At 68.3% G+C, this 26391-nt stretch carries 22 protein-coding genes; 13 read left to right on the top strand and 9 right to left on the bottom strand.

The window, feature by feature from the left end; all coding sequences use genetic code 11:
* Positions 1-634: 634 nt before the first annotated feature.
* The gene (locus LCL61_RS27895; protein WP_340682480.1) at positions 635-1657 is read left to right on the top strand and encodes an LLM class flavin-dependent oxidoreductase; all 1023 of its coding nucleotides are present in this window, start codon (positions 635-637) and stop codon (positions 1655-1657) included.
* Positions 1658-1733: 76 nt separating this feature from the next.
* A complete protein-coding gene (locus tag LCL61_RS27890; protein ID WP_340682479.1) occupies positions 1734-2396 on the top strand; it encodes a S1 family peptidase in 663 nt (220 codons plus the stop codon).
* A 393-nt stretch (positions 2397-2789) separates the two neighbouring features.
* Here LCL61_RS27890 and LCL61_RS27885 read toward each other — a convergent pair whose 3' ends face one another.
* Together LCL61_RS27885 and LCL61_RS27880 are read right to left on the bottom strand one after the other, a co-directional pair.
* A complete protein-coding gene (locus tag LCL61_RS27885; RefSeq protein WP_340682478.1) occupies positions 2790-4175 on the bottom strand; it encodes a DUF6351 family protein in 1386 nt (461 codons plus the stop codon).
* 61 nt (positions 4176-4236) lie between these two features.
* Positions 4237-4581, bottom strand: coding sequence for a hypothetical protein (locus LCL61_RS27880; RefSeq protein WP_340682477.1), 345 nt, complete (start codon positions 4579-4581; stop codon positions 4237-4239).
* A 101-nt stretch (positions 4582-4682) separates the two neighbouring features.
* Here LCL61_RS27880 and LCL61_RS27875 point away from each other — a divergent pair, with 101 nt between their 5' ends.
* The 5 genes from LCL61_RS27875 (at position 4683) to LCL61_RS27855 (ending at position 11395) form a co-directional block, all read left to right on the top strand.
* Complete coding sequence (locus LCL61_RS27875; RefSeq protein ID WP_340682476.1) at positions 4683-5840, top strand: acyl-CoA dehydrogenase family protein; 1158 nt, start codon at positions 4683-4685, stop codon at positions 5838-5840.
* Complete coding sequence (locus LCL61_RS27870; protein WP_340682475.1) at positions 5837-7003, top strand: CaiB/BaiF CoA-transferase family protein; 1167 nt, start codon at positions 5837-5839, stop codon at positions 7001-7003. Before LCL61_RS27875 ends, LCL61_RS27870 begins: the two co-directional genes overlap by 4 nt.
* Before the next feature lie 44 nt (positions 7004-7047).
* On the top strand, positions 7048-7887 hold the full coding sequence (locus LCL61_RS27865) for an LLM class F420-dependent oxidoreductase (RefSeq protein ID WP_340682474.1): 840 nt from the start codon (positions 7048-7050) through the stop codon (positions 7885-7887).
* Between the two features lie 116 nt (positions 7888-8003).
* Positions 8004-9650, top strand: coding sequence for a GMC family oxidoreductase (locus tag LCL61_RS27860; RefSeq protein WP_340682473.1), 1647 nt, complete (start codon positions 8004-8006; stop codon positions 9648-9650).
* A 170-nt stretch (positions 9651-9820) separates the two neighbouring features.
* Positions 9821-11395, top strand: coding sequence for a succinic semialdehyde dehydrogenase (locus LCL61_RS27855; RefSeq protein ID WP_340682472.1), 1575 nt, complete (start codon positions 9821-9823; stop codon positions 11393-11395).
* Here LCL61_RS27855 and LCL61_RS27850 read toward each other — a convergent pair.
* Together LCL61_RS27850 and LCL61_RS27845 are read right to left on the bottom strand one after the other, a co-directional pair.
* Positions 11370-12671, bottom strand: coding sequence for an MFS transporter (locus LCL61_RS27850; RefSeq protein WP_340682471.1), 1302 nt, complete (start codon positions 12669-12671; stop codon positions 11370-11372). The two genes, LCL61_RS27855 and LCL61_RS27850, sit on opposite strands and share 26 nt — an antisense overlap.
* Complete coding sequence (locus tag LCL61_RS27845) at positions 12668-14329, bottom strand: amidohydrolase (RefSeq protein ID WP_340682470.1); 1662 nt, start codon at positions 14327-14329, stop codon at positions 12668-12670. The genes LCL61_RS27850 and LCL61_RS27845 overlap by 4 nt, the downstream gene beginning before the upstream one ends.
* 211 nt (positions 14330-14540) lie before the next feature.
* Here LCL61_RS27845 and LCL61_RS27840 point away from each other — a divergent pair, with 211 nt between their 5' ends.
* Positions 14541-15446, top strand: a complete 906-nt coding sequence (locus LCL61_RS27840; RefSeq protein WP_340682469.1) for an Lrp/AsnC family transcriptional regulator — start codon at positions 14541-14543, stop codon at positions 15444-15446.
* On the opposite strand, the gene LCL61_RS27835 is transcribed toward LCL61_RS27840, so the two are convergent.
* Genes LCL61_RS27835 through LCL61_RS27825 form a run of 3 tightly spaced genes read right to left on the bottom strand, consistent with a single transcriptional unit; the run spans position 15443 to position 18946 of the window.
* A complete protein-coding gene (locus tag LCL61_RS27835) occupies positions 15443-16972 on the bottom strand; it encodes a long-chain fatty acid--CoA ligase (protein WP_340682468.1) in 1530 nt (509 codons plus the stop codon). The two genes, LCL61_RS27840 and LCL61_RS27835, sit on opposite strands and share 4 nt — an antisense overlap.
* 16 nt (positions 16973-16988) lie before the next feature.
* Positions 16989-18116: a DUF5938 domain-containing protein gene (locus LCL61_RS27830; RefSeq protein WP_340682467.1), complete on the bottom strand. Its 1128-nt coding sequence runs from the start codon at positions 18114-18116 to the stop codon at positions 16989-16991.
* Between the two features lie 26 nt (positions 18117-18142).
* Positions 18143-18946 carry an SDR family NAD(P)-dependent oxidoreductase gene (locus LCL61_RS27825; RefSeq protein WP_340682466.1) on the bottom strand — a complete coding sequence of 268 codons (804 nt, stop codon included), beginning with the start codon at positions 18944-18946 and terminating at the stop codon, positions 18143-18145.
* A gap of 164 nt (positions 18947-19110) precedes the next feature.
* Here LCL61_RS27825 and LCL61_RS27820 point away from each other — a divergent pair, with 164 nt between their 5' ends.
* Entirely contained in the window at positions 19111-19719 is a 609-nt protein-coding gene (locus LCL61_RS27820) for a TetR/AcrR family transcriptional regulator (protein ID WP_340682465.1), read from the top strand.
* 46 nt (positions 19720-19765) lie between these two features.
* Here the strand turns inward: LCL61_RS27820 and LCL61_RS27815 are convergent, their stop codons facing one another.
* Positions 19766-20371 carry a hypothetical protein gene (locus LCL61_RS27815; RefSeq protein WP_340682464.1) on the bottom strand — a complete coding sequence of 202 codons (606 nt, stop codon included), beginning with the start codon at positions 20369-20371 and terminating at the stop codon, positions 19766-19768.
* Between the two features lie 694 nt (positions 20372-21065).
* On the opposite strand from LCL61_RS27815, the gene LCL61_RS27810 reads away from it, so the two are divergent.
* The 3 genes from LCL61_RS27810 (at position 21066) to LCL61_RS27800 (ending at position 24504) form a co-directional block, all read left to right on the top strand.
* A complete protein-coding gene (locus tag LCL61_RS27810; RefSeq protein ID WP_340682463.1) occupies positions 21066-22229 on the top strand; it encodes an epoxide hydrolase family protein in 1164 nt (387 codons plus the stop codon).
* Between the two features lie 84 nt (positions 22230-22313).
* On the top strand, positions 22314-23609 hold the full coding sequence (locus LCL61_RS27805) for a choice-of-anchor B family protein (RefSeq protein WP_340682462.1): 1296 nt from the start codon (positions 22314-22316) through the stop codon (positions 23607-23609).
* Positions 23610-23622: 13 nt separating this feature from the next.
* The gene (locus tag LCL61_RS27800; protein WP_340682461.1) at positions 23623-24504 is read left to right on the top strand and encodes a hypothetical protein; all 882 of its coding nucleotides are present in this window, start codon (positions 23623-23625) and stop codon (positions 24502-24504) included.
* Between the two features lie 166 nt (positions 24505-24670).
* Here the strand turns inward: LCL61_RS27800 and LCL61_RS27795 are convergent, their stop codons facing one another.
* Positions 24671-25309 (bottom strand): GntR family transcriptional regulator, encoded by a 639-nt coding sequence (locus LCL61_RS27795; RefSeq protein ID WP_340688692.1) that lies wholly within the window; start codon positions 25307-25309, stop codon positions 24671-24673.
* A 76-nt stretch (positions 25310-25385) separates the two neighbouring features.
* On the opposite strand from LCL61_RS27795, the gene LCL61_RS27790 reads away from it, so the two are divergent.
* On the top strand, positions 25386-26390 hold the full coding sequence (locus tag LCL61_RS27790) for a YbhB/YbcL family Raf kinase inhibitor-like protein (RefSeq protein WP_340682460.1): 1005 nt from the start codon (positions 25386-25388) through the stop codon (positions 26388-26390).
* The last annotated feature ends 1 nt before the right edge of the window (position 26391 follow it).

Genomic DNA, 26391 nt, shown 5'->3' with positions numbered 1-26391 from the left:
CGGCGGGCGTACGAGCGAGTGGGCATGAGGTGGCTTTCGAACGTTGATCGCATTGGTGTCGTCCTCGGTCGGCCTTTCGGGGACGAACGGAGACTACCCAGGTAGAAGTATTCGAATATGACATTGGAATCGATTTCACCCGTTCGGCCGCATTGGTCGAATCCGGGTGGCCGAATTCGACGTTATTGACTGGGTCGTGCTGGGGGTGGCCCAATTATGTCCGCTGTGCCCCAGGGGTGACCAAAGGCGTCGAGACAGCGTTGTTTGCCGCGCTGGAACTGCGGAAACCCGGTTCGTCCCATCGCACTGGATGGCTGCGATACAGTTGTGTCCGGTCGCGGGAATTGCCATGGACACTTCTGTTCGGTGGGGGCCGACTCGGGCATGGTCTCTTTTGTCCGGCGTAGCCGGCGCTGTCGAATATCGCTTTTGCGCGGCTCGAGGGAAATGCTGGACGCCGAGCGAAACCAACGGACCGGAACAGCACCGCGGTGGTGGCGGTCACGACACCTCTGCCTCGCCCCGTCGGTTCGCGGTGAGTCACTTCGGCAGGTGTGCCGAACGCTCCTGACCCGGACGGTGCGAGCACCCTCGGCGGGGAATCAAACCCGGTCATCGGGCGGTTACACGTGCTGTGAAGAAGATTGGTTTCCTGTCCTTCGGCCACTGGTCGCCGAGCGCGCACTCCGAGACGCGGTCCGCCGCCGACTTCCTGCATCAGTCGATCGACCTGGCGGTCGCGGCCGAGGAGCTCGGCGTGGACGGCGCGTACTTCCGGGTGCACCACTTCGCGCGGCAGGCGGGCAGTCCGTTCCCGTTGCTGTCGGCGATCGGCGCCCGGACTTCGAAGATCGAGATCGGTACCGGCGTGATCGACATGCGCTACGAGAACCCGATGTACATGGCCGAGGAAGCCGGCGCCGCCGACCTCATCTCCCGCGGCAGGCTCCAGCTCGGGGTCAGCCGGGGATCCCCGGAGCAGGTCATCGACGGCTGGCGGTACTTCGGGTACGGCCCCGCGGAGGGGCAGACCGCCGCGGACATGGCCCGGCAGCGCACCGAGGTCTTTCTCAAGCTGCTCGACGGCGAGGGGTTCGCGCAGCCGAACCCGCGCCCCATGTTCGCCAATCCGCCGGGGTTGCTCCGGCTCGAGCCGTACTCGGAGGGGTTGCGCGAGCGGATCTGGTGGGGTTCCAGCTCGAACGCGACCGCGGTGTGGGCGGCGGAGCAGGGCATGAACCTGCAGAGTTCCACGCTCAAGGACGACGAGACGGGGGAGCCGCTGCACGTCCAGCAGCGCAAGCAGATCGAGGCCTACCGCGAAGCCTGGAGGGAGGCCGGTCACTCGCGTGAGCCGCGGGTGTCGGTCAGCCGCAGCATCTTCGCGTTGACCAACGACCTGGACCGGGCGTACTTCGGCCGCGACCGCGACTCGCGGGACCAGGTCGGCATGATCGACGAGACGACCAGGGCGATCTTCGGGCGGTCGTACGCCGCCGAGCCGGACGAGCTGGTGCGGGCGCTCAAGGAGGACGAGGCGATCGAGGCCGCGGACACCCTGCTGCTGACCATCCCGAACCAGCTCGGCGTCGAGTACAACGCGCACGTGCTGGAGAGCATCCTCACCCACGTGGCGCCGGAGCTCGGCTGGCGCTGAGAATGCGCGATTCGGCGGATGGGCCGGGGCGTCCCGCTCGTTACGATCGGGACATCCCCGGCCATCGGAGGGTCCCGTGAGACTGCCCCGATCCCTGTCCTGCCTGGTCCTGGCCCTCGGCCTGGCCCTGCCGTCGACCGCGCAAGCGAGCGCTCGCGCCCCACTCGGCGGCGGGAGCGTGTTGCAGAGCAGCGCCGCGACGAGGTGCACGGCCGGGTTCGCCGCCGTGCAGGGCAAGGTCGGCTACCTGATCGCGAGTTCGGCATGCGGCAAGCCCGGCGACACCATCCGCAGCGCCGGCCGCGTGGTCGGGGTGGTCGCGGCGGCCCAGGTACCGCCGACCGGCGCGATCGTCATCCGGGTGACCAACACGACCGACTGGCGGCTGGTGGGCTCGATCCCGCCCACCGACGGCCGGGTCACGATCACCGGGTCGGTCGAGGCCCCGGTCGGCGCGTCGGTGTGCAAGTACGGCGCGACCACCGGCTGGCGGTGCGGCACCGTCCAGGCGAAGAACGTGTCGATCACCTTCCCGGAGGGAACGCTGACGGGTTTGACCCGCACTTCCGTCTGTGCGGAGCCGGGGGACAACGGCGGGCCGTTCGTCAGCGGGGCACAGGCGCAGGGCGTGCTGATCGGTGGCAGCGGCAACTGCTCGAGCGGCGGCTCCAGCTACTTCTTCCCGATCAACCGGGTCCTGTCGGCCTACGGGCTGACGATCCTCGCTGGGCCCAATTAGAGGGGTAAGACAAATGTGGCGTGTTGCGAAAGCCACTTTCGCAACGTCAGCTGAAGTGATCGACCCAGGTGGTGGTGAAGGCCTCCTTGCCTACCTTGAGCGTCGGGGTCGCCTAGCCGCGGGTCAGGTGAGCCGCAGTGTGGTGATTCGGGTTGTGGCGGCGAGCGTGGTTTCGCCCTGGGGTCGTGAGTGGCGTTTTCGGGTTCTAACTCGAAACGCCACTCACGACCCCATCAAGAGCGACACCGACCAGCGCTTATGCGACTTTGCCGCGACCCTGACCCTGAAGGTGGGGAAGGAGGCCTTCACGCGCCTCCGACGTGGCCCTTGGCGAGGCCCATGGTCGGGGCGTGTATCGCAGACTGGGCGCGACCGCCCACCGCGCCCGACACCTCAAGAGAACGGCAGCGCCCTCGGATACGGGGGAGGAGAATGCCGCGCGAACGCCGGCGTGGTCGTCACCCGGGTTTCACGGACGATGTCGAAGATCGTCTGGTGTTCCGGCGCGAGCTTGCCTGCTTCGTAGATCAGCGTGGCAGGGGCGGTCGACGGCCAGTGTCCGCGGTCCAGCCGCCGCTCCAGGGTGCGCAGAGCGGTGATTTCCTCGGATGCGGTGAACACACAGTGACCGGCCCGGTTCACGAACAGCTGCCGGAGCTCGTCCCCGTCACCTAGCCGTGAGACTCGTTCGGCGTAGGCGCGTTCGTGCGCCGCGGGTGCGGTGCCGTCCGCGACGGTGTGCATGGTCAGCACCGGGACCGGCGTGCGACCCAGCGGCAGCCCGAATCGGGCCAGATGGGTGACCGCGGCCGGATCAGGAGTGACTCGGGGCGCCTTCGCCAACCGGTCGAGGTCGGCGCCGAGGTCGAGCCCCGCCTCCGTATAGGCTCGTTCCACCAGCGTCCGCTCGCTGGACTTCGCCAGGATCCGCCGGTAGTCGACGCCCACGTTCCAGCTCGGGTTGCCGCTCGCCCGCTGTTCCAGCGCGACCCTGTCGACGCCGAACGCGCCGGCGCGGTAGTAGCGATCCCATACGCCCTGCCAGAAAACCTGATCCACGACGTCCGGCGGGCGGGACTGGGTGGCGTCCAGCCAACCGGGGATCTCGGCCAGCGCGTTCGCCAGCGCGAGCCGGGCCCGGCCTCCCGGATTCGCGGTGGCGGCCTGCACCACGTCGACGAATCTGCCCACGTTGGCCGCGGGATCGGTGATCCGCACCAGTTGCAGCCGTGCGTCGAGCAGGGTGTTCAGGGCGTACCCGAGGTCGAGCGACGAGTTCCAGTGCGCGGCCCCGCCGGCGAGGTTGCCGCAGAAGGTCATCAGGCCGTCGAATCGGCGCGGGTTCCGCTCGGCGAGCAGGGTCGCGGTGATCGCGCCCACCGATTCGCCCGCCGCGATGGTTCGTCGCGGCGGGCCGATCGTGCGGGTGAACCAGTCGTGCAACCGGGTCTGGTCAGTGAGCGCCTCCTCGATCGACCAGCCGCGCACGGTCCGGTACTGGGACGCGGCCAGCGCGTATCCCTGCGCCAGCAGGAAAGACTCGGTCGCGGGCTGCGACGTCAGCGCGATCCGATCGGGTTCCGGATATGCCAGGGAGTACATCCCGTGGCTCCACAGCATGAGTGTGCCGTTCCAGTTTTCCGGCACCAGCACCAGATAGCGTGCGCCTTCGAGTTCGCCCTCGTACCTGGTGACCGCGCCGTCGGCCGAGGCGCTGGGCACCACCAGCCCGAGAAAGATCGTGAGCAGGGCCAGGAAAACCAGTCCACGTCGTGCCACGACGACCACCCCCGCGCCTCATCTTTCGCCGCGCGGAGTGTGGTGTCGAGGTCCGCTCGGCCTAACTGAAGATGACCGAGCGCAGGAGAAGTCTGTCCGAGCCTCGACCGCCGTTGGGGCGAAGCGAGAAGTAGGAATCGCTCTTGCAATCGTCGTCCAGGAACACCACCGCGGTCGAGTCGGTGTCGTTCTGCGGACGGAACGCGTCGACGTCCCAGTCGGCTATTTCGGGTATTTCGATGCATTCGCCGCTGGGCGGGTCGACGAGGGTGCCGACCTGGAGCTCTTCGTCTTCGTCGTAATAGCGGTAGGTGAATTCGCCTTCGGCCGCGGAGGCCACGGCGGGGATCGTGAAGCACAGGGCGACGGCACTGGTCATGGCGAGGAAGGCGGTACGTGTACGCATGCTTCGACGTTAGGACGATGATCAACATCTCCGGTAGGCCTCGCGGTGAGGTCCACCCGAGGGTGTGGACCGAACCCGGACGGTGATCGATAGTGAGGGGCATGTACACCGGCAACCCCGACGTCCCCGACGACGTGTTCGCGGACGTTCTCGGCCAGATCAAGGATTTCGTGCGCACTCGGGTGATGCCCCGCGAGCTGGAGATCATGAACACGGACGCCATCCCGGCCGATCTGCGGGCGCAGGCCGCGGAGATGGGGTTGTTCGGGTACGCGATCCCCCAGGAGTGGGGCGGGCTCGGTCTCGACCTGGTCCAGGATGTCGAGGTCGCGATGGCGCTGGGGTACACGTCATTGGCGTTGCGGTCGATGTTCGGGACGAACAACGGGATCGCCGGGCAGGTGCTGGTCGGGTTCGGCACCCGGGAACAACAGGCCCGGTGGTTGCCGGGGATCGCGTCAGGTGAGGTCGTCGCGTCGTTCGCGCTGACCGAGCCGGGTGCGGGGTCGAATCCGGCCGGGTTGAGGACCAGCGCGAAGCCGGACGGTAACGGCTGGGTGATCGACGGCGGGAAGCAGTTCATCACCAACGCCACCGAGGCCGGCCTGTTCGTGGTTTTCGCGCGTACGGACACCGGGATCGCGGTGTTCCTCGTGCCGGCCGACGCGCCGGGTATCAAGGTGGGGGCGAAGGACGCGAAGATGGGGCAGGAGGGTTCCCGGACCGCGGACGTGACGTTCTCGCAGGTCCGTGTCGGACCCGACGCGTTGGTCGGCGGCGACGGCGATGCCGGCTACAAGGCGGCGATGACGTCGTTGGCGCGCGGCCGGATCCACATGGCGGGCCTCGCCGTCGGTACGGCGCAGCGGGCGTTGGACGAGTCGGTCGCGTACGCCGCGACGGCGACCCAGGGCGGCACGCCGATCGGGGATTTCCAGCTGGTGCAGGCGATGCTGGCCGATCAGCAGACCGGTGTGCTCGCCGGTCGCGCGCTCGCCCGTGAGGCGGCGCGGGCGTATGTGACGGGGGAGGACCGGCGGATCGCGCCGTCGGCGGCGAAGCTGTTCTGCACCGAGATGGCGGGCAAGGCCGCGGATCTCGCGGTGCAGGTTCACGGAGGCAGTGGATACATGCGCGAGGTCGCGGTCGAACGCATCTACCGTGACGTCCGGTTGATGCGGCTGTACGAGGGCACGAGCGAGATCCAGCGGTTGATCATCGGCGGCGGGCTGGTGCGGGCCGAGAAGAAGAAAGCATGACGCGGCCGCTCGACGGGGTCACCGTCGTCGCCGTCGAACAGGCCGTGGCCGCACCGCTGGCCACCCGCAACCTCGCCGACCTCGGCGCGCGGGTGATCAAGGTCGAACGCGTCGACGGCGGGGATTTCGCCCGCGCCTACGACCACGCCGTGCACGGCAGCGGCGCGCATTTCGTCTGGCTCAACCGGGGCAAGGAATCACTCGCCGTCGACCTCAAGACCGACGAGGGCCGTGACGTCGTCCGGCGGCTGGTCGCGAAGGCCGACGTGTTCGTCCAGAACCTCGCGCCCGGCGCGGCGGAGCGGCTCGGTTTCGGCGATCTGCGGGCGGATCACCCCGAGTTGGTCGTGGTGAACCTGTCCGGGTTCGGCGCGGGCGGGCCGATGGAGCGGCGCAAGGCCTACGACATGCTGATCCAGGCCGAAGCCGGGCTCATCGCGATCACGGGAGCCCCGGACGCACCGGCGAAGACCGGGATCCCGACCGCCGACATCGCCTCGGGCATGTACTGCGCGCAGGCGGTGCTGGCGGCGTTGCTGCGCCGCTGGCGCACGGGCGAGGGCGCGACGATCGAGGTCTCGATGCTGGAAGCCACCGTCGAATGGATGGGATACGCGCTCAACACCAGGATGTACGCCGGAACCGAGCCCGAGCGGATGGGCCTGAGCCACAGCTCGATCGCGCCGTACGACGCCTTTCCCACGCGCGACGGTCAGATGCTCATCGGCGTCCAGAACGACACCGGCTGGCGAAAGCTCGTCACCGATGTCCTCGACGCGCCCGAACTCGCCGACGACCCGCGCTTCACCACGAACGTGCGGCGGGTGGCTCACCGCGAGGAGTGCGACGCCGCTGTCGCCGCAAGGACATCGCTGTGGACCAACAACGAACTCGACGAACGGCTCGCCGCTGCCGGGGTCCCCGCCGCGCAGCTCAAGGACGTCGGCCAGGTCGCCGATCATCCCCAGCTGCGGGCCCGCGATCGCTGGCGCGAGGTCGGCACCGAATTCGCTCACGTCGACGCGCTGCTGCCGCCGGTGACCTTCGACGATTTCGAGGCGTGCATGGGCGACGTCCCTGCCTTGGGAGAGCACACGCACGCGTTGCTCGTCGAGTCCGGAGTGGACGCCGAAGACTATCTTCGCCGCGGCATCGCCCGCTGATTTTCGAAAGCGACTGGAGGAACTCCAGGTTTACGATCAAGATCATGCGATTCGCCATCAAGACTTCGCCGCAGGACACCGTTTGGTCCGACATGCTCGCCGTCTGGCAGGCCGCCGACGAGATCGAACTCTTCGAATCGGGCTGGACCTTCGATCACTTCTATCCCATTTTCTCGGATTCGACCGGTCCGTGCCTGGAAGGGTGGGTGACGCTCACCGCGCTCGCGCAGGCCACGAAACGGCTCCGGCTGGGCACGCTGGTCAGCGGGATCCACTACCGTCACCCCGCGCTCCTCGCGAACATGGCCGCGACACTGGACATCGTTTCCGGTGGACGGCTGGAGATCGGCGTCGGCGCGGGCTGGAACGAAGAGGAATCCGGCGCGTACGGCATGGAACTGGGCACCATCAAGGAGCGCAGTGACCGGTTCGAGGAGGCCTGCGAGGTCCTCGTCGGCCTGCTGACCCAGGAGACCACCACCTTCCAGGGGAAGCACTATCAGCTGACCGACGCCCGCTGTGAACCGAAGGGCGTGCAGAAGCCGCATCCGCCGATCTGCATCGGTGGCAGCGGCGAGAAGCGGACCCTGCGCACGGCCGCGAAGTACGCCCAGCACTGGAACTTCGTCGGTGGCACGCCGGAGGAGTTCGCCCACAAGCGCGAGGTGCTGCACCGGCACTGCGCGGACATCGGCCGGTACCCGAAGGAGATCACCTTGTCCTCGCACGTGCGCCTCGGTACGGACGGTGACTACGCGAAGGTCGCCGCGGAGGCCGAAGCACTCGGTGAGGCGGGCCTCGACCTGGCGATCATCTACCTGCCCCCGCCGCACACGCCCGCCGTGCTGGAGCCGCTGGCGAAGGCACTCGAACCGCTGCGCTGAGGTCTCGAAGGCCGGCCGGGAGCGACGGCCCGTTGCGGAACCGGCCGGTCTCGCTATACGGTGACAGAACTAGAACAGGTTACAGTTCTGCACGGTGGGCTGACCGAGGAGCGGACATGGCGAACAGGGCTGCGCGCGGCGACGAGGCCGACTACGTGGTCGTCGGATCGGGCAGCTCGGGCGCCGCGATCGCGGGCAGGTTGGCGGAGGCCGGGGCCAGCGTGATCGTGCTCGAGGCGGGCAAGACCGACGAGAAGATGCTCGTCAAGAAGCCGGGGCTGGTCGGCCCGATGCACGCTGTGCCCCAGCTCAAGAAGCCCTTCGACTGGGGCTACTACTCGGTGCCGCAGAAACACGTTCTCGATCGCCGGATGCCGGTGCCGCGCGGCAAGGTGGTCGGCGGCTCCAGCTCCATCAACGGGATGGTCTACGTGCGCGGCAACCGTGCCAACTTCGACTCCTGGGCCGCCGAAGGCAACAAGGGCTGGGACGCCGACAGCGTCAACGCCGCGTACAAGCGGATGGAGGACTTCGAGGACGGAGAGAACGATTTCCGCGGTGCGGGCGGGCCGATCCGGGTCACCCGCAACAAGACCCCGCAGGAGGGCACGCTCCAGTTCCTCCAGGCGACCGCCGACGCGATCGGCTGCGAGGTCCTCGACGACTACAACGCCGAGTGCCAAGAGGGCGTCAGCCGGATGCAGCAGAACGCCGCCGACGGCCTGCGCTACAGCGCCTCGCGCGGCTACATCCACCATCTCGCGCCCGCCACGCTGCAGGTCCAGTCCGGGGTGCTGGCGAAGAAGGTGGTCATCGAGAACGGCCGTGCCGTCGGTGTCGAGGTCGTCGACGCGAACGGGGGACGGCGCATCCTGCGCGCGGGCAAGGAGGTCATCCTTTCGGCGGGCTTCGTCGGATCCGCGCAGCTGCTGATGCTGTCCGGGATCGGCCACGCCGAGCACCTGAAGGAGCACGGCATCGACGTCGTCGCGGACCTGCCGGTCGGCGACAACCTGCACGACCACATGTTCCACGCGCTGACCTTCCGCGCGTCGTCGAGCAAGAACAGGGGCACCCCGCCGTACTTCGCGCGCGGCCTCGTCAGCGAACTGATGCGGCCCGGCACCACGTTCCTGGCGAACTCGGTCTTCGAGGCGGTCGCCTTCCTCAAGACCTCCCAGGCCGCCGAGGTGCCCGACCTCCAGTTGCATCTCCTGCCGTGGGCGTACGTGACGCCGAACCAGGACGCGCCGATCCGGCACGACGTCGACAAACGGCCCGCGCTCACCGTGCTCACGACGCTGATCTACCCGAGGAGCCGCGGCACGCTGCGTCTCGCTTCGGCCGATCCCACGGCGGCGCCGCTCATCGACCCGCAGTACCTGTCCGACCCGGCCGATCTCGAAGTGCTCGGCGAAGGCTCGGAGATGGTCCGCGAGATCTTCGCGTCGAAGGCGTTCAACGGCTCGATCAAGGAGGAGCTGCACCCGGGCAAAGCACTGCGGGGACAGGAACTGCGCGACGCGATCCTGAACCGCGCGACCTCGGTCTACCACGGCGTCGGCACCTGCCGGATGGGCGTGGACGAATTCGCGGTCGTGAGTCCCGACCTCAAGGTCCGCGGTGTCGAGGGCCTGCGGGTCTGCGATGCCTCGATCATGCCGTCGATCACCGGTGGCAACACCAACGCGCCCGCCATCATGATCGGCGAGATGGGCGCGCAGCTTGTCTTGTCGGGGACGGGTGGCGGAGCTGAGGGATGACCGGGAAGGGACCAGACGCGTGAACCCGCCCGGCCGAAGGCCCCGCTATCGCGGTGGCAGGGCGCCTCGTACGCACACCGGTACGTGCTTCGCCGACGAGCGCCCTGCCGACGTCGATCGCGGACGCGGGTTCACCACCAGATATTCGGACAACTGACGGAAAGAGGGCCATGACCGTCACACCGCTCGCGCTCACCCGTCCGGCGTCGGTGACCGACGCGTTCCTTCAACGGCTCGCCGCCCGCGTGCCGGGCTCGTCCGGCGCGACCTGGAAACTCACCGAGGTCTACACCGGCGACGTGCTCGTCGAGCTGCCCCAGTCGACCCCCGCCGACATCGAGCAGGCGTTCGCCACGGCACGCGCCGCGCAGGAGAAGTGGGCCGCCACCCCACTCAAGCAGCGGCTGGAGGTGTTCAAACGGGCGCACACGCTCTTCGTCGACAACGCGCCGGCCGTCACCGACCTCATCCAGGTCGAGAGCGGCAAGAACCGCCGGATGGCGATCGAGGAGACCTGCGATCCGGCGATGGTGATGAGCCATTACCTCACGCGGGCCGCCAAACTGCTGGCGCCGGCGAAACGCGGGGGACCGGTCCCGTTCCTGACGACGTCGACCGAGATCAGGCAGCCCAAGGGCGTGGTCGGGATCATCGCGCCGTGGAACTTCCCGTTCGCCACCGGCATTTCCGACGCCGTCCCGGCGCTGATGGCCGGGAACGCGGTGGTGCTGAAGCCCGACAACAAGACCGCGCTCTCCCCGCTCTACGGCGTCGAGCTGCTGGAGCAGGCCGGGCTGCCGAAGGGACTGTTCCAGGTGGTGTGCGGCGAGGGCCCGGACGTCGGCCCCACGCTCATCGGCCAGGCGAACTACGTGATGTTCACCGGTTCCACCGCCACCGGCCGGGTGATCGGCGAACAGGCCGGCCGCAACCTCATCGGCTGCTGCCTCGAACTCGGCGGCAAGAATCCGATGATCGTGCTCGACGACGCCGATCTGGACGAGACCGTGCAGGGCGCGATCTTCGGCGCTTTCGGCAACACCGGGCAGATCTGCATGCACATCGAGCGGATCTACCTGCCCGAGTCCCGCTACGAGGAGTTCAAGAACGCGTACGTGGCCAAGACCAAGGCCCTCGACGTCCGCGCCGCTTACGACTTCGGGCCGGACATGGGCTCGCTCGTCTCCGTCGACCACATGAGCCGGGTCAAGTCCCATGTGGACGACGCCGTCGCCAAGGGCGCGACCGTCCTTTGTGGAGGAAAGCCGCGGCCCGATCTCGGCCCGGCGTTCTTCGAGCCGACGATCCTCGAAGGCGTCACGAAGGACATGGTCTGCGGCGTCACCGAAACCTTCGGGCCCGTTGTCGCACTGCACAAGTACCGCACGGTCGACGAAGCCGTCGCGCTCGCCAACGACACCGAGTACGGCCTCAACGCCTCGGTCTGGGGCCGTGACGTCGGCGCCGCGCGTGCGGTGGCCGCGCGGATCGAGTCCGGCAACGTCAACATCAACGACATCCTGGCCACCGCGTATGCCTCGAAGGGGACGCCGTCCGGCGGAGTCAAGAACTCCGGCGTCGGCGCCCGCCACGGGGACCAGGGCCTGCTCAAGTACACCGACGTGAAGAACGTCGCGGTGCTCAAGAAGCAGGTCATGGGTCCCCGCGGCGGCCAGACCTACGAGAAGTACGTCGAAGGGATGCTCTCCGGGCTGAAACTCATGCGGCGCTTGCGCATCCGCTAACCTCGTCGGTGTGCTGCGGCGCGGCCAGCACACAGGCGATGCTCAGCACGCACATCCCGATCAGCAGGCCGATCGCCGGCCAGACACTGCCGGTCGCCTGGAACAGCAGCGTCGACACCAACGGCGAGAGGCCGCCGAACAGCGCGCCCGCGAGCTGATAGGACAGCGAGATGCTGGTGTAGCGCGCCCGCGGGCGGAACATCTGCGACAGGATGGCGGCGATCGGGCTGTAGGTCGCCGTCATCGCCAGGCGCATCGCCACGAACGCCGCGATGATCAGTACCGCGTTCTTGGTCGAGAGCACCAGGAACTGTGGGGCCGCGAGCACGGCGACCCCGACCAGCCCGATGACGACCACCCGCACCCGGCCGAAGCGATCGCCGAGCCAGGCGGCGCCGAAGCTCACGGCAAGTTCCACGAAGGCCGCGATGGTGAGCGCGTTGAGCACCAGCGATTCGGAGACGCCGACGGCCGGATCGGTCGCGTACGCCGTCGCGAAGGTGGTGACGAGGTAGTAACCGCCGACCGCGACGGGCAGCACGCAGATGCCCAGCAGGATCGGCTTCCAGTTGGTCCGCACCGCGTACAGGATCGGCACGCCGGTTTCTTCGACGGTTTCCTCGAAGACCGGTGACTCCTCGACCTTCAGCCGCACGAGCAGACCGACACCGATGAGCAACGCGGACGCGAAGAAGGGGATCCGCCAGCCCCAGGTGGAGAGCCATTCCGTGCCGCCGGTGCTCAGCAGGCTGAACAGACCGGTGGCCAGCAACGCGCCCGCGGGGTTGCCCGCCTGCGCGAACGCGCCGTAGAACGTCTTCTTGTCCGGGGGCGCGTGTTCAACGGCCATGAGCACGGCGCCGCCCCACTCGCCGCCGACGGCGAGCCCTTGGATGAACCTGAGCACCACGAGCAGAATCGGCGCCCACGTGCCGATCTGGCCGTAGCCGGGCAGGCAGCCGACCAGGAAGGTCGCCACGCCCATCATGGTCAACGTGACCACGAGCGCGGTCTTGCGGCCGACCCGGTCACCGACGTGCCCGAACACGATGCCGCCGAGCGGCCGCGCGAAGAACCCGACGGCGTACGTCGCGAAGGCCGCCGCGACGCCGGTCAGCCGGTCGCCGGTCGCGGGGAAGAACACGGTTCCGAAGACGAGGCTCGCGGCCGTGGCGTAGATGTAGAAGTCGTACCACTCGATCGTGGTGCCGACGAAGGCCGCGAGCCCGGCCCGGCGGGCTCGACGGAGCGACTGGGTGTCGGTTCGGACGGTCATCGGGCCACCTCGCCGTCGATCCAGGTTTCCAGCACACCGATGCCCGCGATCCGGTCCGGGTCGCAGCTGAGGGGATTCTCGCCGAGCAGCACGAAATCGGCGCGTTTTCCGGGGGTGATCGAGCCGAGGTCGCGCTCACGGCCGAGCACCCGGGCGCCGGCGATCGTATGCGCGGCGACGGCCGAGCGGACGTCGATCAGCAGGTCGTCCCCGCCGAGCCGGTGGCCGCGCCGGGTCGTCCTGGTCACCGCGGTCTGGATGGCTTCGAGCGGATTCGGGTCCGCGACCGGGGCGTCCGAGCTCAACGTGACCGGCACGCCCGCGGCCTGGAACTCGCCGAGGGGATTGAACCGCTCGCCGGGGGTACCGACGGCGTCGGTGACGCCTTCGCCCCAGTTGTAGTAGTGCTGCGGCTGGTTGACCGGATGGACCCCGAGCGCGGCCATCCGCTTGATCTGTTCCGAGGATGGCAGCCCGCAATGCTCGACGCGGTGTCGGGCGTCGGGCCGGGGATTCCGCTGCTGCGCGTCCTCGATGGCGTCGAGCACCATCGCGATCGCATCCGGGGACTGGGCGTGGGTCGCGGTCTGGAGCCCGGCCTCGTGAGCCTTGTCGATGAGCGCGGAGTAGTCCTTCGGGTCGTGGTAGAGCTGCCCCGTGCGGCACGGATCGCCGACGTAGCCGTCCGGGAAGTACGCGGTCCACCCGCCGAGCGTGCCGTCGGCGTAGAACTTGATCCCCGCGAAAGCGAGGCGAGTGGTGCCGAAAGCGCCGTGCAGTCCCATTTCCAGGGCCTGGTCGAGCAGATGGGACAGCAGGTACATGTGGACGCGTGTCTTGAGCTGCCCGGCCTCGTCCAGCCGCAGGTACATGTCGAACTCGCGGCGCGTGACCTGGGCGTCGCCGATCGCGGTCACCCCGGCGGCGAGGAACTTCTCCTGCGCCGCGGCCAGCTGCCGCGCGTGCTCCTCCGGCTCGTCCTCGAGGTGGAAGTTCGGCCCGTGCCGCCCGACCTTGACCCCGGTGACCCCGGTGAGGATGTTGCACGCGGCGTCCGACAGCTCCCCGGTGAGTTCGCCGTGCTCGTCACGGAAGAACACCCCGCCGTCGGGATCCGGGGTGTCCCGGGTGACGCCGTTGCGCCGCAACGTGAAACTGTTCACCACGCCGCCGTGCCCGCTGGCGTTCATGAGGTAGACCTCGCGATCGACGGCGACCGCGTCGAGTTCTTCCTTGCGGGGATGACGTTTCTCGGCGAGGTTGCGGTGCTCGTAGCCGTAACCCCGGACGGGCCTGCCCGCCGGGGTGTTTTCGGCCGCCTCACGTAGCAGCGCGACGATGGCGGGAATGGACGAGGCCCGCTCGGGTCCGCAGTCGACCCAGGTCATCATCTGCCCGTACATCAAGGGATGCGCGTGCGGATCGACGAATCCCGGCAGGAGCGTGCCCGGCAGCCGCCGCACCTCCGGATCGGGACGGCCAAGGCTCGCCGCGCGGGCACGGCACTCGTCCAGCGAACCGACCGCGGCGATCTCCTCGCCGAACACGAGGACCGCTTCCGCACCCTCGGTGGCTTCGTCGACGGTTACCAGCTCGTCGGGATGCAGGATCGTCGCTCGCGCGTCGAGGACTGAACGATCGAGGGGCAACAGGCGCATCGGGCGGACTCCTGGGGTTTTCGACGATGAAGTGGGGCGAAGGTAAGCGACGAAAACCCCGAGCGCAATCAGATCGGTCGTGTACTGATGGTGTTCACGATCGATCTGCCCACGATCATGAACACAACGCGCTATCTCGGCTGTTCTAGAGCTGTTTGCGCCGGTGATATGGTGTGTCTCACCGTCGGAAATTCAGCAGAGGAGAAATCGTGTGGACGACGCGCTGGTCGCGGCTTTGCGCACGGACGGCCGGATGAGCGTCGCCGATCTGGCCAAGCGTGTCGGGGCTTCGAGGTCGGCCGTGTCGGCCCGGCTGGAGCAACTCAAGGCCGACGGCTCGCTGAACGTGGTCGCGGCGGTCCATCCCGAGTTCCTCGGCCTGACCGCGTACGCGCATCTCGCGATCCGCACTTCGGGCCGCTCGCGGGCGATGACGGACGCCATCGCGGCGCTGCCCGCCGCGGCGTTCGTCTCCGCGGTGAGCGGGGATCACCAGACCGTCGCCGAGCTGCGCCTGCCCGACTCGCCCGAGCTCTATCGCACGGTGGCCGACATCCGCGGCCTGCCGGAGGTGGAACAGGTCAACACCCTCGTCTACGTGGACGTGGTCAAGGGCCTGTTCATGCCGGGCCGCCCGCTGCCGCCCTGGTTACGGCTCGACGACCGCGATCTCGCGATCATGCTGCGGTTGCAGGCCGACGGGCGGGAAAGCTACGCGAGCATCGCCGAGCACGTCGGGCTGTCACCGTCGGCCACGCGCACCCGCGTGCGCTTCCTCGTCGAGCACGACGTCATCCGCATCGCGCCGGTGCTCAGCCGTGCCCGGCCGGACGCCGGCCTTGTCTGCGGGATCGGCCTGAACGTGCGGGGCGCCGGGGACGCGGTGACGGCGGCGCTCGCCGCTCGCGACGACACCGAGTTCCTCGCCAGGACCATCGGCCGGTTCGACGTCGTCGCCACCATCGCCGCGCGGTCCGCCCGTGCCCTCGACCGGGCGCTCGAAGAGATCAGCGGCAGGCCCGACGTCGTGACCGCGGAGACGTGGGTCCACCTCCGCATCGCCAAGGAACGCTACGAGTGGCCGCTGCCGACCGCGGAGGAGCTCGCTCGGCGCTAAGCGTTGTCCAGCAAGGCTTTCCGTATCTCGGTCTTGAGTACCTTGCCGATCTTGGACCGGGGGAGATCCGGCCAGACCAGGATCTCCTTCGGCGTCTTGATGCTGCCCAGCCGCTCCTTGACGGCGGCGCGGAGTTCTTGCGCCGCCGCCGTCCTCCCGGAGTGCAGCTGGACCACGGCGGTGATCTGCTCGCCCCATTTCTCGTGCGGCAGACCGATCACGGCGCATTCCTGCACCGCTTCGTGCGCCATGAGCGCCTGCTCGACCTCGGCCGAGTAGACGTTGAAGCCGCCGGTGATGATCATGTCCTTGGCGCGGTCGACGATGTAGAGGTAATGGTCCTCGTCGAGGTAGCCGATGTCGCCCGTGTGATGCCAGCCGTGCGCGCTCGCTTCCGCCGTCGCCTCCGGATTCTTGTAATAGCCGAGCATCACCAGCGAACCGCGGACGACGATCTCGCCGCGTTCGCCGGGCGGGAGCAACTCGCCCGTGTCGGACATGATCGCGACCCGGGTGAGCGGCGTGGGCCTGCCCGCCGACGTGAACCGTTCCAGGGCAAGCGATCCATCGGGGTGGACGTGCTCGGCGGGGGAGAGGGTGGAGACCATCATGGGGGCTTCGCTCTGCCCGAACAGCTGCCCGAAGACCGGGCCGATCCGGGTGATCGCCTCGGCGAGTTTGGCGGCCGACATCGGCGCGGCGCCGTACCAAAGGCATTGCAGTGACGACAGATCGGCGTCGTCGAGCGCCGGATTGTCGAGCAGCAGGTAGATCAGCGTCGGTGGCAGGAAGGTGTGCGTGATGCGGCGGCGTTCCACCAGCGCGAGGAACTCGCCGAGATCCGGCGAGGGCATGACGACGATCTCGCCGCCAAGGGTCATGACCGGGAAACAGAGCACGCCCGCCGCGTGTGTCAGCGGCGCCAGCGCCAGATAGCGCGGGCGCCCGGTGAACGGGTAACTCATCAGCGTGAGCGCCGACATCGTCTCCACGTTGGTACCGCTGAGCATCACCGCCTTGGGGTGTCCGGTGGTTCCGCCGGTGCCGACGAGCAGGACCATGTCGTCCGGCGGCGTTTCCTCCCAGGGCTCGGCGCTGTCGAGCCAGTCGGAAAACGGGACGGCGCCGGGCATCGAGCCGTCGAGACAGACCACCGTGGTCAGTTTCGGCAGCTCGGGAAGCATCCGGGAGACGAGCGGTGCGAAGGACTCCTGCACCAGAAGGCAGGTGCAGTCGAACAGGTCGAGCAGTTCCCTGTTCTCGGCGGCCTCGTTGCGCGGGTTGACCGGGCACCACACGGCACCGGCCCGGCTGATCCCGAAGACGCAGCCGAACGACAGGGGATCGTTCCCGGACAGGATCGCCACCTTGTCGCCCGGCCTGACGCCGGACCGGGCCAGCGCCCGCCCCACCTGCCACGACAGCTCCCGCACTTCGCCGTAGCTGAGGGAGGTGTCGCCCATGGTGAGGCAGGGTGCCGCCGGATCGAGTGAAGCGCCCTTGTCGAGGTAGTCGGTCAGTCGCACGCGCTCGTCCTTCCGGTCAGTCGTGGACGGTCAAGACCGGATTCGAAACCAGCCCGAAGCTTCGTAGCACGCCGAGCAGCTCGCGGTGGCCGAAAGCCTGGCACCCGGAGGCGAACCCCACGCGCTTCGGCGGCTGTTGCAGCAGGGAGTAGGCGCCGTAGGCCTGCATCAACCCGGTCTGCTTGTAGTTGCAGGTGCCGTGGATGACGCAGTGCGCGCGGCCCAACGGCCCCGAGGCGTGCACCGAATCCAGCGAGGTGTTGAGCCGCTGGTTCTCGCGCGGCGGCATCTCGTCGCGCACCGCGGCGGCCTGCTCCGCCAGCACGCGCATCTTCTCGTCCAGCGGCAGGTCTTTCACCTGTTCCAGCACGGCCGCGACGATCTGCGGCACCCCCTGCATGAGCGCGCGGTCGAAGACTCCGCCGACGGCCTTGACGTTGGCCACCCGGGCGTCGTTCTTGAACCACACCGGATGCGAGGTGCCGCCCCAGGGCAGGGCCAGCCCGGTTTCGTGATGACCGGGCACGGTGACGTCCTGGAGACCGCCGTCGGCGGGCCAGGGCCGGTACTCGTTCTGTTCGAGGTAGTACGCGGCGGACAGCGCGGCGTTGACCAGGATGGTCTTCGTCGAAGCGACCGTGGGATAACCCTTCCAGAACACCAGGATGTCCAAAGTGTCCAGTCCGGGTGTCTCCAGGCAGAGGTTCGCCGCGATCTCGCCGGTGGTGTACATCTGCGCGATGCCGGGGGAGAGCAGCAGGCCTTTCTCGGCCATCCGCGCGCCGTAGCGCTCTTCGGCGGCGATCAGCCAGTCCTGTTCGCCGGTGGTGTCGAGGTAGTGCGTTCCGGTGCGCAGGCAGGCTTCGACGACTTCGTGGCCGTACTCGCTGAACGGGCCGACGGTGTTGCACACGACCTTGGCGTCGCGGAAGAGTTCGGTGAGCGCTTCGACGTCGTGTGAGACCTCGACGACCTCGTGGTCGATGGTGTCGAGGCCGGGCACGTGGTCGATCGCCTCTTGGATACGGGCCTTGTCCCGACCGGCGGCGACGAACGGGACGTTGTACTCGCGCAGGTATTCACAGATCAGCCGTCCGGTGTAGCCGGAGGCACCGTAGACCACGACGGGCTTGGGGCTGCTCATGGTGTTTCCTTTCGGGTTCGTGCTGGTCACATGCCCATTCCGCCGTCGACAGGGAGCCCGGCGCCGGTGATGAAGCGGGCGGCGTCGGAGGCGAGGAACACGACGGCGTCGGCCATGTCGGAGACCTCGCCGAGCCGTCCGGCCGGGGTCTGCCCGATGACGGCGCCGATGGCCTCTTCGACGCTGGGGAACAGGCCGACCTCGACGACGTCCCGCGCGAGCTGATTGCCCATCTGGGTGGGCACGAGGCCGGGGTAGACGCAGTTGACGCGTACGCCGTAGCCGAGCTTCCCGGCCTCCATCGCGGCGACCCTGGTGAGCCGGTCGACGGCCGACTTCGTCGCCGAATAGCCCGCGATCCCGGGGAAGGCGATGGTCGCGGCGACCGAGGCGATGTTCACGACGGCGCCGCCGGTGCCCGCGGGGCCGCCGGGCCGCATCGCGCGGAAGGCGTGCTTCACGCCGAGGGCCGTGCCGAGCACGTTGACGTCGAGCATCTTGCGCACGTCGGCGGGGTCGAGGTCGGCGACGAGCCCGGTGATCTCGACCCCGGCGTTGTTCACCACGATGTCCAGGCCGCCGAGTTCGCCGATGACCGTGGCGACGGCCTGCTCCCAGCTCTGTTCGTCGGTGACGTCGAGCCGGACGAAGCCCGCGTTGGCGCCTTTCTGTTTGATCTGGTCGGCGGTGGCGCGCCCGAGATCCTCCTGGACGTCGCCGATGACCACCGAGGCGCCCGCCAGCGCCAGCGCTTCGGCCATTCCGGCGCCCAGGCCCTGCGCGCCGCCCGTGACCAGGGCTTTCCGGCCCGAAAGGTCGTACGAACCCATGGACTTCTCCTCCTTGAGACGGTCCGCCGTTGCGGTGTGGGTCACATCCTGAGCCCGTTTTGGACAGTCGTCAAGATTTTCTTGGACAGCCGTCAAGAATTCGGCGACGCTAGACTGTGGGACCCGCGGCAGGCGCGGGCTCCCGGACCGGACAGGAACTCGTGGTGACCGAGACGAGCGAGCGGATCGCACGCCGGAGCGTGGACAAGTTCGCCCAGCGGCGGGCGGAACTGGCGGAGTCCGCGCTGCAGGCGTTGTCCGAGCTGGGGTACGCGAGGACGAGCCTCCGTGAGATCGCGCAGAAGTCGAACTTCTCGCACGGGGTCCTGCATTACTACTTCACCGACAAGGTGGAATTGCTGACCTACGCGGTCCGCAAGTTCGAGGAAGTGTGCGTGACCCGCTACGACGAGGCCGTGGCCGTGGCGCGTACGGCCGAGGACCTGGAGCGGGGCTTCGGTGCCGCGATGGCGGACACGCTGCGGGCGGACGCCGTGATGCACCGGCTGTGGTACGACCTGCGGAACCAGAGCCTGTTCGAGGCCGCGTTCCGCGCCGACGTGCTCGAGATCGACGCTCAGCGGCAGGCGATGATCTGGCGGGTCGTGGAGCGCTATGCCGAACTCGCCGAGGCGTCGCCGGTCGTGACGCGGCCAGTCGCCTATGCCGCTTTCGACGGCTTGTTCCAGCAGGCGCTGCTGCGCCATCTCGCCGGTGAGGAGAGCGGTCTCGCCGAGGATGCCGGATCGTTGCTCAGGCAGCTGGTCTCGTAGTCCGTTCGATGGGCTCCTGACCGCGGAGCCCGTCGAACGGCTTCTTCTAGTCAGTGGCGTCGATCGCCGCGCCGTCGTAGAGGAGGGTTCCGGCGCTGTCGTAGACCCGGACCTTGACCTTCGTCATTTCCGTTCGTGAGTCGGCCAGCAGCCGCTCGAACTCCGCACGGCCTTCCGGTGAATCGGCTTCATGGGCTTCCAGTCTTTCCCGCGCGTGGCGCAGGCTGACCATGTCCACCGCAATCTCGGCGGCGAAGGTGCCGTCGACGATGTCGGCTTCGGCGACTGTGCCGTCGTTCGCTCGCAACTCCAGCCTGGCCGCTTCGGGGGCGAGGCGTCCCATCAGGCAGGCGGGCCGGCCGTTGTAGGCGGCCATCCATCGCCATACCGAGTACGGGCGATGGGTGAAATCCGGTTCTCGGCCTTCGAGGTGCGGGTTCAGCCACGTTCCGCTGCCGTTTTCGAGATTGCAGATCCCGGTGGATCCGTCGTCGTTGTGGGCGAGGAGCGCTCCGCGTTCGGCCGTGGCGCCGATCCTGGCGCCTGGATGCCATCCCTGGGCGGACGGCAGTTGGTCGGTCGAGCCTCGTGCTGTTTTCTCTTCGATGGTCGTGGCGAGGGCTGATTCGAGCTGTGCTGCCGGTGAAGTCACTGCGTGCTGTTCTCCTTCTTGCCGGACCGTTCGGTTCACTCTCGCTTCGGTTCTTGCCGGGCGCATCGGGGAGATTCCCTGAGCTCCGGTGATAGGTGTCGCAGGGGTTGCCAGGGTTGAGAGTAAGCGCTTACTCGACGTACTGGTCATCGCGGTCGGGTCGTGAGTGGCGTAGCCCTGATCGGCGCCGTGCTTCGGTCACCCGGGCGCAAGGAGCGCCGTAGTCGAATCACCCTTACCGAGATCCGCTCCGACAACCTCGCCGTAACATCCGGCACCACGTCTGACCCGAGGAGTCCGCCAGCCACGCCGGCGACTCGCCCCTCGCCATGCCTCCAGCCGGCCGCGCTCACCGGCTCCTGGTTGAGCTTGGCCGCGGGCCGGTCCGTGAAGGCCTCCTTGCCTACCCTGAGGGTTGGTAAGGAGGCCTTCACTACCTTTGTGCCCGCCACGCTCGTCCCACGCGCAGCAGCGGTCACATCGGTCTCGTGAGTGCGAGTATCGTTCGCTCGGTGTCCCCGATGCGGCATTGAGGACATAGGACAGGCCATCAGACTGGCCACTCGACGGGACGATCTGAGACCCGCCAACGCGGCTCCCGCGATGCCCGGCTGCGGCAACTGCGCAATCCCTGACCGCCGAACGTCAATTCCGAGCATGGGAAACCTCGTGACCCGCCCGTAGTTTCGGCGCTGTGCCCGATATCGAACCCTTCACCATCCGCGTGCCCGATCGCGAGCTGGCCGATCTCCACGCTCGCCTGGCCCGGGTGCGCCTTCCCGAAGCCGAGACGGCTTCCGACGCCACCCAGGGGATCGAGCTGGCCCGGTTGACGGCGTTGCTCCGGGCGTGGCGGGAACACGACTGGCGGGCAAGGGAGATCCGGTGGAACACGATTCCCCACTACCGGACCCGGATCGACGGTCTGGACATCGGGTTCTGGCATGTCCGTTCGCCCGAGCGCACGGCACTCCCGCTGATCCTGACCCACGGCTGGCCGGGTTCGATCCTAGAATTCGAAAAGGTGATCAGGCCGCTCAGTGATCCGGTTGCCCACGGCGGTTCCGCGAGCGACGCCTTCGACGTGGTCGTGCCTTCGTTGCCGGGCTTCGGTTTCAGCGAACGGCCCAGCGAGCGCGGCTGGCACCCTGGCCGGACCGCCCGGGCTTGGACCACCCTGATGACCGCGCTCGGCTATCGGCGGTTCGGGGCCCACGGCGGGGATTGGGGCGCCGTCGTCAGCACGGAACTGGCGCGCCGGGTTCCCGAACGGGTCGCGGGCCTGCATCTGACGATGCCTTCGGCGTCGCCGTTGCCGGAGGACCGGGCGGCGCCGAGCGCACCCGAACGACGCATGCTGGATCGGCGTGATCTGCACCTGTCCGACGGATACGGCTTCGGAATGCTCATGGGCACGCGCCCGCAGACGCTCGGCTACTCCCTGCTCGATTCGCCGTCGGGGCTCGCCGCGTGGCTCGGCGAGAAGTTCGCCGCCTACGCCGACGACCGGCCGGAATACGGCGGCGGGGTGAGCTTGGCGGAGCAGGTCGACAACATCGCGCTGTACTGGCTGACCGGCACCGGTGCTTCGAGCGCTCGCTGGTACTGGGAGGCGATGCGGTGGGTGCCGCGCAGCGCGGAGGAGGAGAACGCGCGGCCGGTGACCGTGCCCACCGCCGTGTCGCTCTTCCCCGCCGACCCGTGGCCGACCGCGCGACGCTGGGCGGAGCGCCGCTACCGGAACCTGCACCGGTGGACCGAACTCGACCGCGGCGGGCACTTCCCGGGACTGGAACAGCCGGACCTGCTGGTCTCCGAGATCAGGGAAGCATTTCGGGATCTCCCGGTAAACGGTTAAAAATCCCCGACGTTCGGAGGGATACATCGGGAGCGGGTGCTCCTACCGTCGGAAGCCGACCGAAACCCGGTGAGGAGCACCTCTATGAAACTCGTGCGCATGATGGGGCTGGCCGTGGTGACGGCCTCCGCGTTGGTGTTTTCGATGACGGCGGCGTCCGCGCACGATCCCGAGACGGCGGAGGGGCAGGCCGCGGCCCGGACCTTCCTCGCCGACCATGTCCCGGCGGAACGGCACGCCGTCACCGGCACCGCGGCGGGTGTCCCGTGCGTCAACGGCATGGCCGACAAATACCCGTGCAAGAACGTCGACCTGCTCAGCGTGCTTCCGTTGTCCGGCCTCGGCGGCGGGAACGGCAACGACATCTGGGGCTGGACAGACCCGTCGTCCGGCAAGGAATACGCGATCGTCGGGCGGACCAACGGCACCGCGTTCGTCGACCTGAGCGTCCCGACCTCGCCGAAGTTCCTCGGCAACCTGCCCTCGAACGGCGGCAGCAGCTCGTGGCGGGACATGAAGGTGTACAAGAACCACGCGTTCATCGTGGCCGACTTCATCACCGGGCACGGGATGCAGGTGTTCGACCTGACCAGGCTGCGCACCGTCACCACACCGCAGACCTTCACCGCCGACGCGCTGTACCGGGAATTCGGTCCCGCGCACAACATCGCGATCAACGAGGAGACCGGTTTCGCCTACGCGATCGGCTCCAACACGTGCAGCGGCGGACCGCATATGGTCAACATCCAGAACCCGAAGGCGCCGGCCAAGGCGGGCTGCGTGTCGCAGGACGGCTACACCCACGACACGCAGTGCGTCGTCTACCGCGGACCGGACACGGCGTACAGCGGCAGGGAGATCTGCTTCAACGCCAACGAGGACACGCTGACCATCGTCGACGTCACCGACAAGGCCAGGCCGGTCCAGATCTCGCGCAAGGGCTACTCGGGCGCGCAGTACTCGCACCAGGGCTGGCTGACCGGCGACCAGCGCTACTTCCTGCTCGACGACGAACTGGACGAGTCGCGCGGCACCGACAAGCGCACCAAGACCTATGTCTGGGACCTGGCCAAGCTGTCCGCCCCCGTGCACACCGGCGTCTACAGTTCGCCCGCCACCGCGATCGACCACAACCAGTACATCAAGGGTCAGTACTCCTACCAGGCGAACTACCAGGCCGGTCTGCGCATCCTGGACGTCAGCGGCGTCGCTTCGGCACGGCTGTCCGAGGTCGGCTATTTCGACATCTACCCGGCGGGCAACGCGGCGAGCTTCAACGGCGCGTGGAGCAACTACCCGTACTTCTCCAGCGGCATCGTCATCGTCAACGGCATCGAACAGGGCCTGGTCGTGGTGAAGCCGAACCTCGGCGGCAAGTGACCGGAGGGCAGGCGTGCGCAAGCCCCGGTTCACGGATTGGTTGTTCCTCGCGCTGGCTCTGGTGATCGGCGCGGCCGCGGTGTCCGTCGCGCTCCGGCCGACACCCGGCTCCGCGCACTCTGCCCACCGACAGCCCGTCGTGACGGCGGATCTGCTTCCCGCCGCGCACAGCGACGGGCTGTCGGAGGCGGAAAGCGGATACCGGTTCGAGAGGGTGACGACGCCCACCGTCCGGGGCCCCGAGGTACCGGTCGCGTTCCGGATCATTGGGCCCGATGGGCGGCCGGTCACCCGTTTCCTGGACAACCAGACCAAACAGATGCACTTCTTCGCCGTGCGCGACGACATGAACGTCTTCCAGCACGTGCATCCCACGCTGGACGGGGACACCTGGCGCACGAGCCTCGCGCTGGCCGACGGCGGCGCCTACCGGATGTTCGCCGAGTTCGTCCCTCTCGATACGAAGGATCCGAAGCATCCGGTGGTGCTCGGTGTCCCGTTCACCGTGCCGGGCGACACCACCTTCGTTCCGGTGCCCGCTCCGGCGGGCGACACCGTGACGTCCACGGGATACCGCGTGGCGCGTGTGGACGCGGAGGCCCGGATCCCGGCGATGCGGGCGCAGGTCCTCCGCTTCGCCATCCGCGACCCCGACGGCGCGCTCGTCACCGCGGTCGACCCGCACCTGGGCGCCAACGGCCATATGACCGGATTTCACACCATGCTGTTGTCGGCCACGCATCTGCATCCGGTGCAGCCGCTCGGCGCGGCGCTCGCCGACGGCGAGCTGACCTTCCACTCGCTGTTCTCGGAACGCGGGGAATATCGGCTGTTCCTCGAATTCTCCCACGGCGGGCGGGTGCACACGGCGGCCATCACGGTCGCGGTGGACTGACCGGAACGACCTCCGCGATCTTCGGCGCCGGGCCATCCGGAGACCACACCCGCGGAATGATCCGAAGTACCCGTCGGAAGGACATCGGTGGCGCCAGATCGTCGATCAACGACGTTCTGTGAGGATGATGCGGGCTAGGTCGGTCCGGGTGATTTTCCGACCGGATCTACGACTTCTCGGTCAGCGCTTCCGCGGTCAGGCTGAGATGCCGGGTCAGTGCCTCGGCCGCCGCGTCGGCGTCGCGGGCCAGCGCCGTTTCCTCCAGCAGACGATGTTCGGCGAGATGATCGCGGCCGGGGGAGCGCTGCGCGGCCCAACGGCGGGCGAGTTCGCTCGCGGTCCACATCCGGTCGAAGGTCTCCAGCAGGACGGGGTTCCCGCAGCCGTCCAGCAAGGTCCGGTGGAAGACGCGATGGGCATCGGACCAGGCGCCGCTGAAGTGTTCGCCTTCTTCGGGGTCGAACGGCGGCGTGCGGCTCAGCCGGTGGTGGGCGGCGCGGACGCGGGCCTCCCAGTCGAGGTCACCGCGTTCGACGGAGAGGCGCAGCACGAGCGGTTCGATGGTCCGGCGGGCCTCGGTGATCTCCTGCCAACGGCGGTCGGAGAAGGCCGGGACGGCGAAACCGCGGTTGGGAAGCCGGTCGGCGAGACCGTCGCCGACCACGCGCACGAGGGCCTCGCGGACGACCGCCAGGCTCACGCCGTGTTCCTTGGCGAGGTCCTGCGGTTTGAGCGGGGCGCCGGGGGCGTGGTCGCCGCGCATGATCGCGTCCCGCAGGCGGGTGTACACCTGCTCGGAGAGCATCTGCTTGTCCGGTGAAGCCATCCGGGTAGCATAGACGAACCGAAAGATAATCGATTATCTGTGTTATGGTCGATTTATGATCACTGCCAACGATCCCTTCGCCCGGCTGCCTGAAGTGGCCTCGTTCGCCGTCACCAGTACTTCTGTCGCCGACGGCGCCGCCTGGTCGCCCGGTCAGCTGGCCGGTAAGGACGTCTCGCCGCAGCTGAGCTGGAGCGGCGCCCCGCGCGGCACGAAGAGCTATGCCGTCACCGTCTACGACCCCGACGCCCCGACGGGTTCCGGTTTCTGGCACTGGGCGGTCTCCGACATCCCCGCGACCGTCACCGAACTGCCGGAAGGCGCCGGCGACGACGGCGGCTCCGGGCTTCCCGAAGGCGCTTTTCAGGTCCCAAACGACGCCCGCGTGGCCCGTTTTCTCGGTGCCGCGCCGCCTGCCGGGCACGGCGTGCACCGTTACTACGTCGTGGTGCACGCCCTCGACGTCGAGACGCTCGGCGTCCCGGCCGACTGCACGCCGGCCTTTCTCGGATTCACCATCGCCCAGCACGTACTCGGACGCGCGGTCCTGGTCGCCACGGCGGAAACCCCTGGCCCCGAACGCATTGAGGTCTCCCGGCTCATCCCTGCTCCCGCCGAGGCCGTGTTCGCGGTCTTGAGTGACCCGAAGGGCCACGTCGACATCGACGCGTCCGGAATGCTCCTCGACGCGGAAGGGGATCCGGTCGAGCAGGCGGGTGACCGGTTCGTCGTGCACATGGACCGGGAAGCGCTCGGGGACGTGCCTTTGGGCAAGTACGACGTCGAAGTCGTCATCACGACCCTCGTTCCGGACGAGGAGATCGCCTGGACCGTCGAAGGCCGGGTCCGGCCGCATGCCCGGCATGTCTACGGCTACCGGCTGGAGCCCGCCGAGGGCGGCACGCTCGTGACGTCCTACTACGACTGGTCGGAGGTCGGTGCGGAGTGGAGGGAGCGCATCACGTTCCCCGTGGTTCCCGAGTCCGCGCTCAGGGCCACGCTGGGGATTCTCGAGCGGACCGTGCGGCGTCGAGCCGTTTCGCCCGCGCGCGGGCAGTGAA

Origin of the sequence: Amycolatopsis coloradensis, from assembly GCF_037997115.1 — a bacterium.
Taxonomy (GTDB): Bacteria; Actinomycetota; Actinomycetes; order Mycobacteriales; family Pseudonocardiaceae; genus Amycolatopsis; species Amycolatopsis coloradensis_A.
Note: the sequence above shows the minus strand (reverse complement) of the source record. Positions and strands in the feature narration are given on the sequence as shown.

What these genes read in the sequence shown, in the direction of transcription:
- LCL61_RS27795 (WP_340688692.1), bottom strand. Translation starts at nt 25,309, where the DNA reads ATGCTCTCCGAGCAGGTGTACACCCGCCTGCGGGACGCGATCATGCGC.
- LCL61_RS27860 (WP_340682473.1), top strand. Translation starts at nt 8,004, where the DNA reads ATGGCGAACAGGGCTGCGCGCGGCGACGAGGCCGACTACGTGGTCGTC.
- LCL61_RS27825 (WP_340682466.1), bottom strand. Translation starts at nt 18,946, where the DNA reads ATGGGTTCGTACGACCTTTCGGGCCGGAAAGCCCTGGTCACGGGCGGC.
- LCL61_RS27865 (WP_340682474.1), top strand. Translation starts at nt 7,048, where the DNA reads ATGCGATTCGCCATCAAGACTTCGCCGCAGGACACCGTTTGGTCCGAC.
- LCL61_RS27790 (WP_340682460.1), top strand. Translation starts at nt 25,386, where the DNA reads ATGATCACTGCCAACGATCCCTTCGCCCGGCTGCCTGAAGTGGCCTCG.
- LCL61_RS27875 (WP_340682476.1), top strand. Translation starts at nt 4,683, where the DNA reads ATGTACACCGGCAACCCCGACGTCCCCGACGACGTGTTCGCGGACGTT.
- LCL61_RS27830 (WP_340682467.1), bottom strand. Translation starts at nt 18,116, where the DNA reads ATGAGCAGCCCCAAGCCCGTCGTGGTCTACGGTGCCTCCGGCTACACC.
- LCL61_RS27870 (WP_340682475.1), top strand. Translation starts at nt 5,837, where the DNA reads ATGACGCGGCCGCTCGACGGGGTCACCGTCGTCGCCGTCGAACAGGCC.
- LCL61_RS27850 (WP_340682471.1), bottom strand. Translation starts at nt 12,671, where the DNA reads ATGACCGTCCGAACCGACACCCAGTCGCTCCGTCGAGCCCGCCGGGCC.
- LCL61_RS27880 (WP_340682477.1), bottom strand. Translation starts at nt 4,581, where the DNA reads ATGCGTACACGTACCGCCTTCCTCGCCATGACCAGTGCCGTCGCCCTG.
- LCL61_RS27805 (WP_340682462.1), top strand. Translation starts at nt 22,314, where the DNA reads ATGAAACTCGTGCGCATGATGGGGCTGGCCGTGGTGACGGCCTCCGCG.
- LCL61_RS27855 (WP_340682472.1), top strand. Translation starts at nt 9,821, where the DNA reads ATGACCGTCACACCGCTCGCGCTCACCCGTCCGGCGTCGGTGACCGAC.
- LCL61_RS27845 (WP_340682470.1), bottom strand. Translation starts at nt 14,329, where the DNA reads ATGCGCCTGTTGCCCCTCGATCGTTCAGTCCTCGACGCGCGAGCGACG.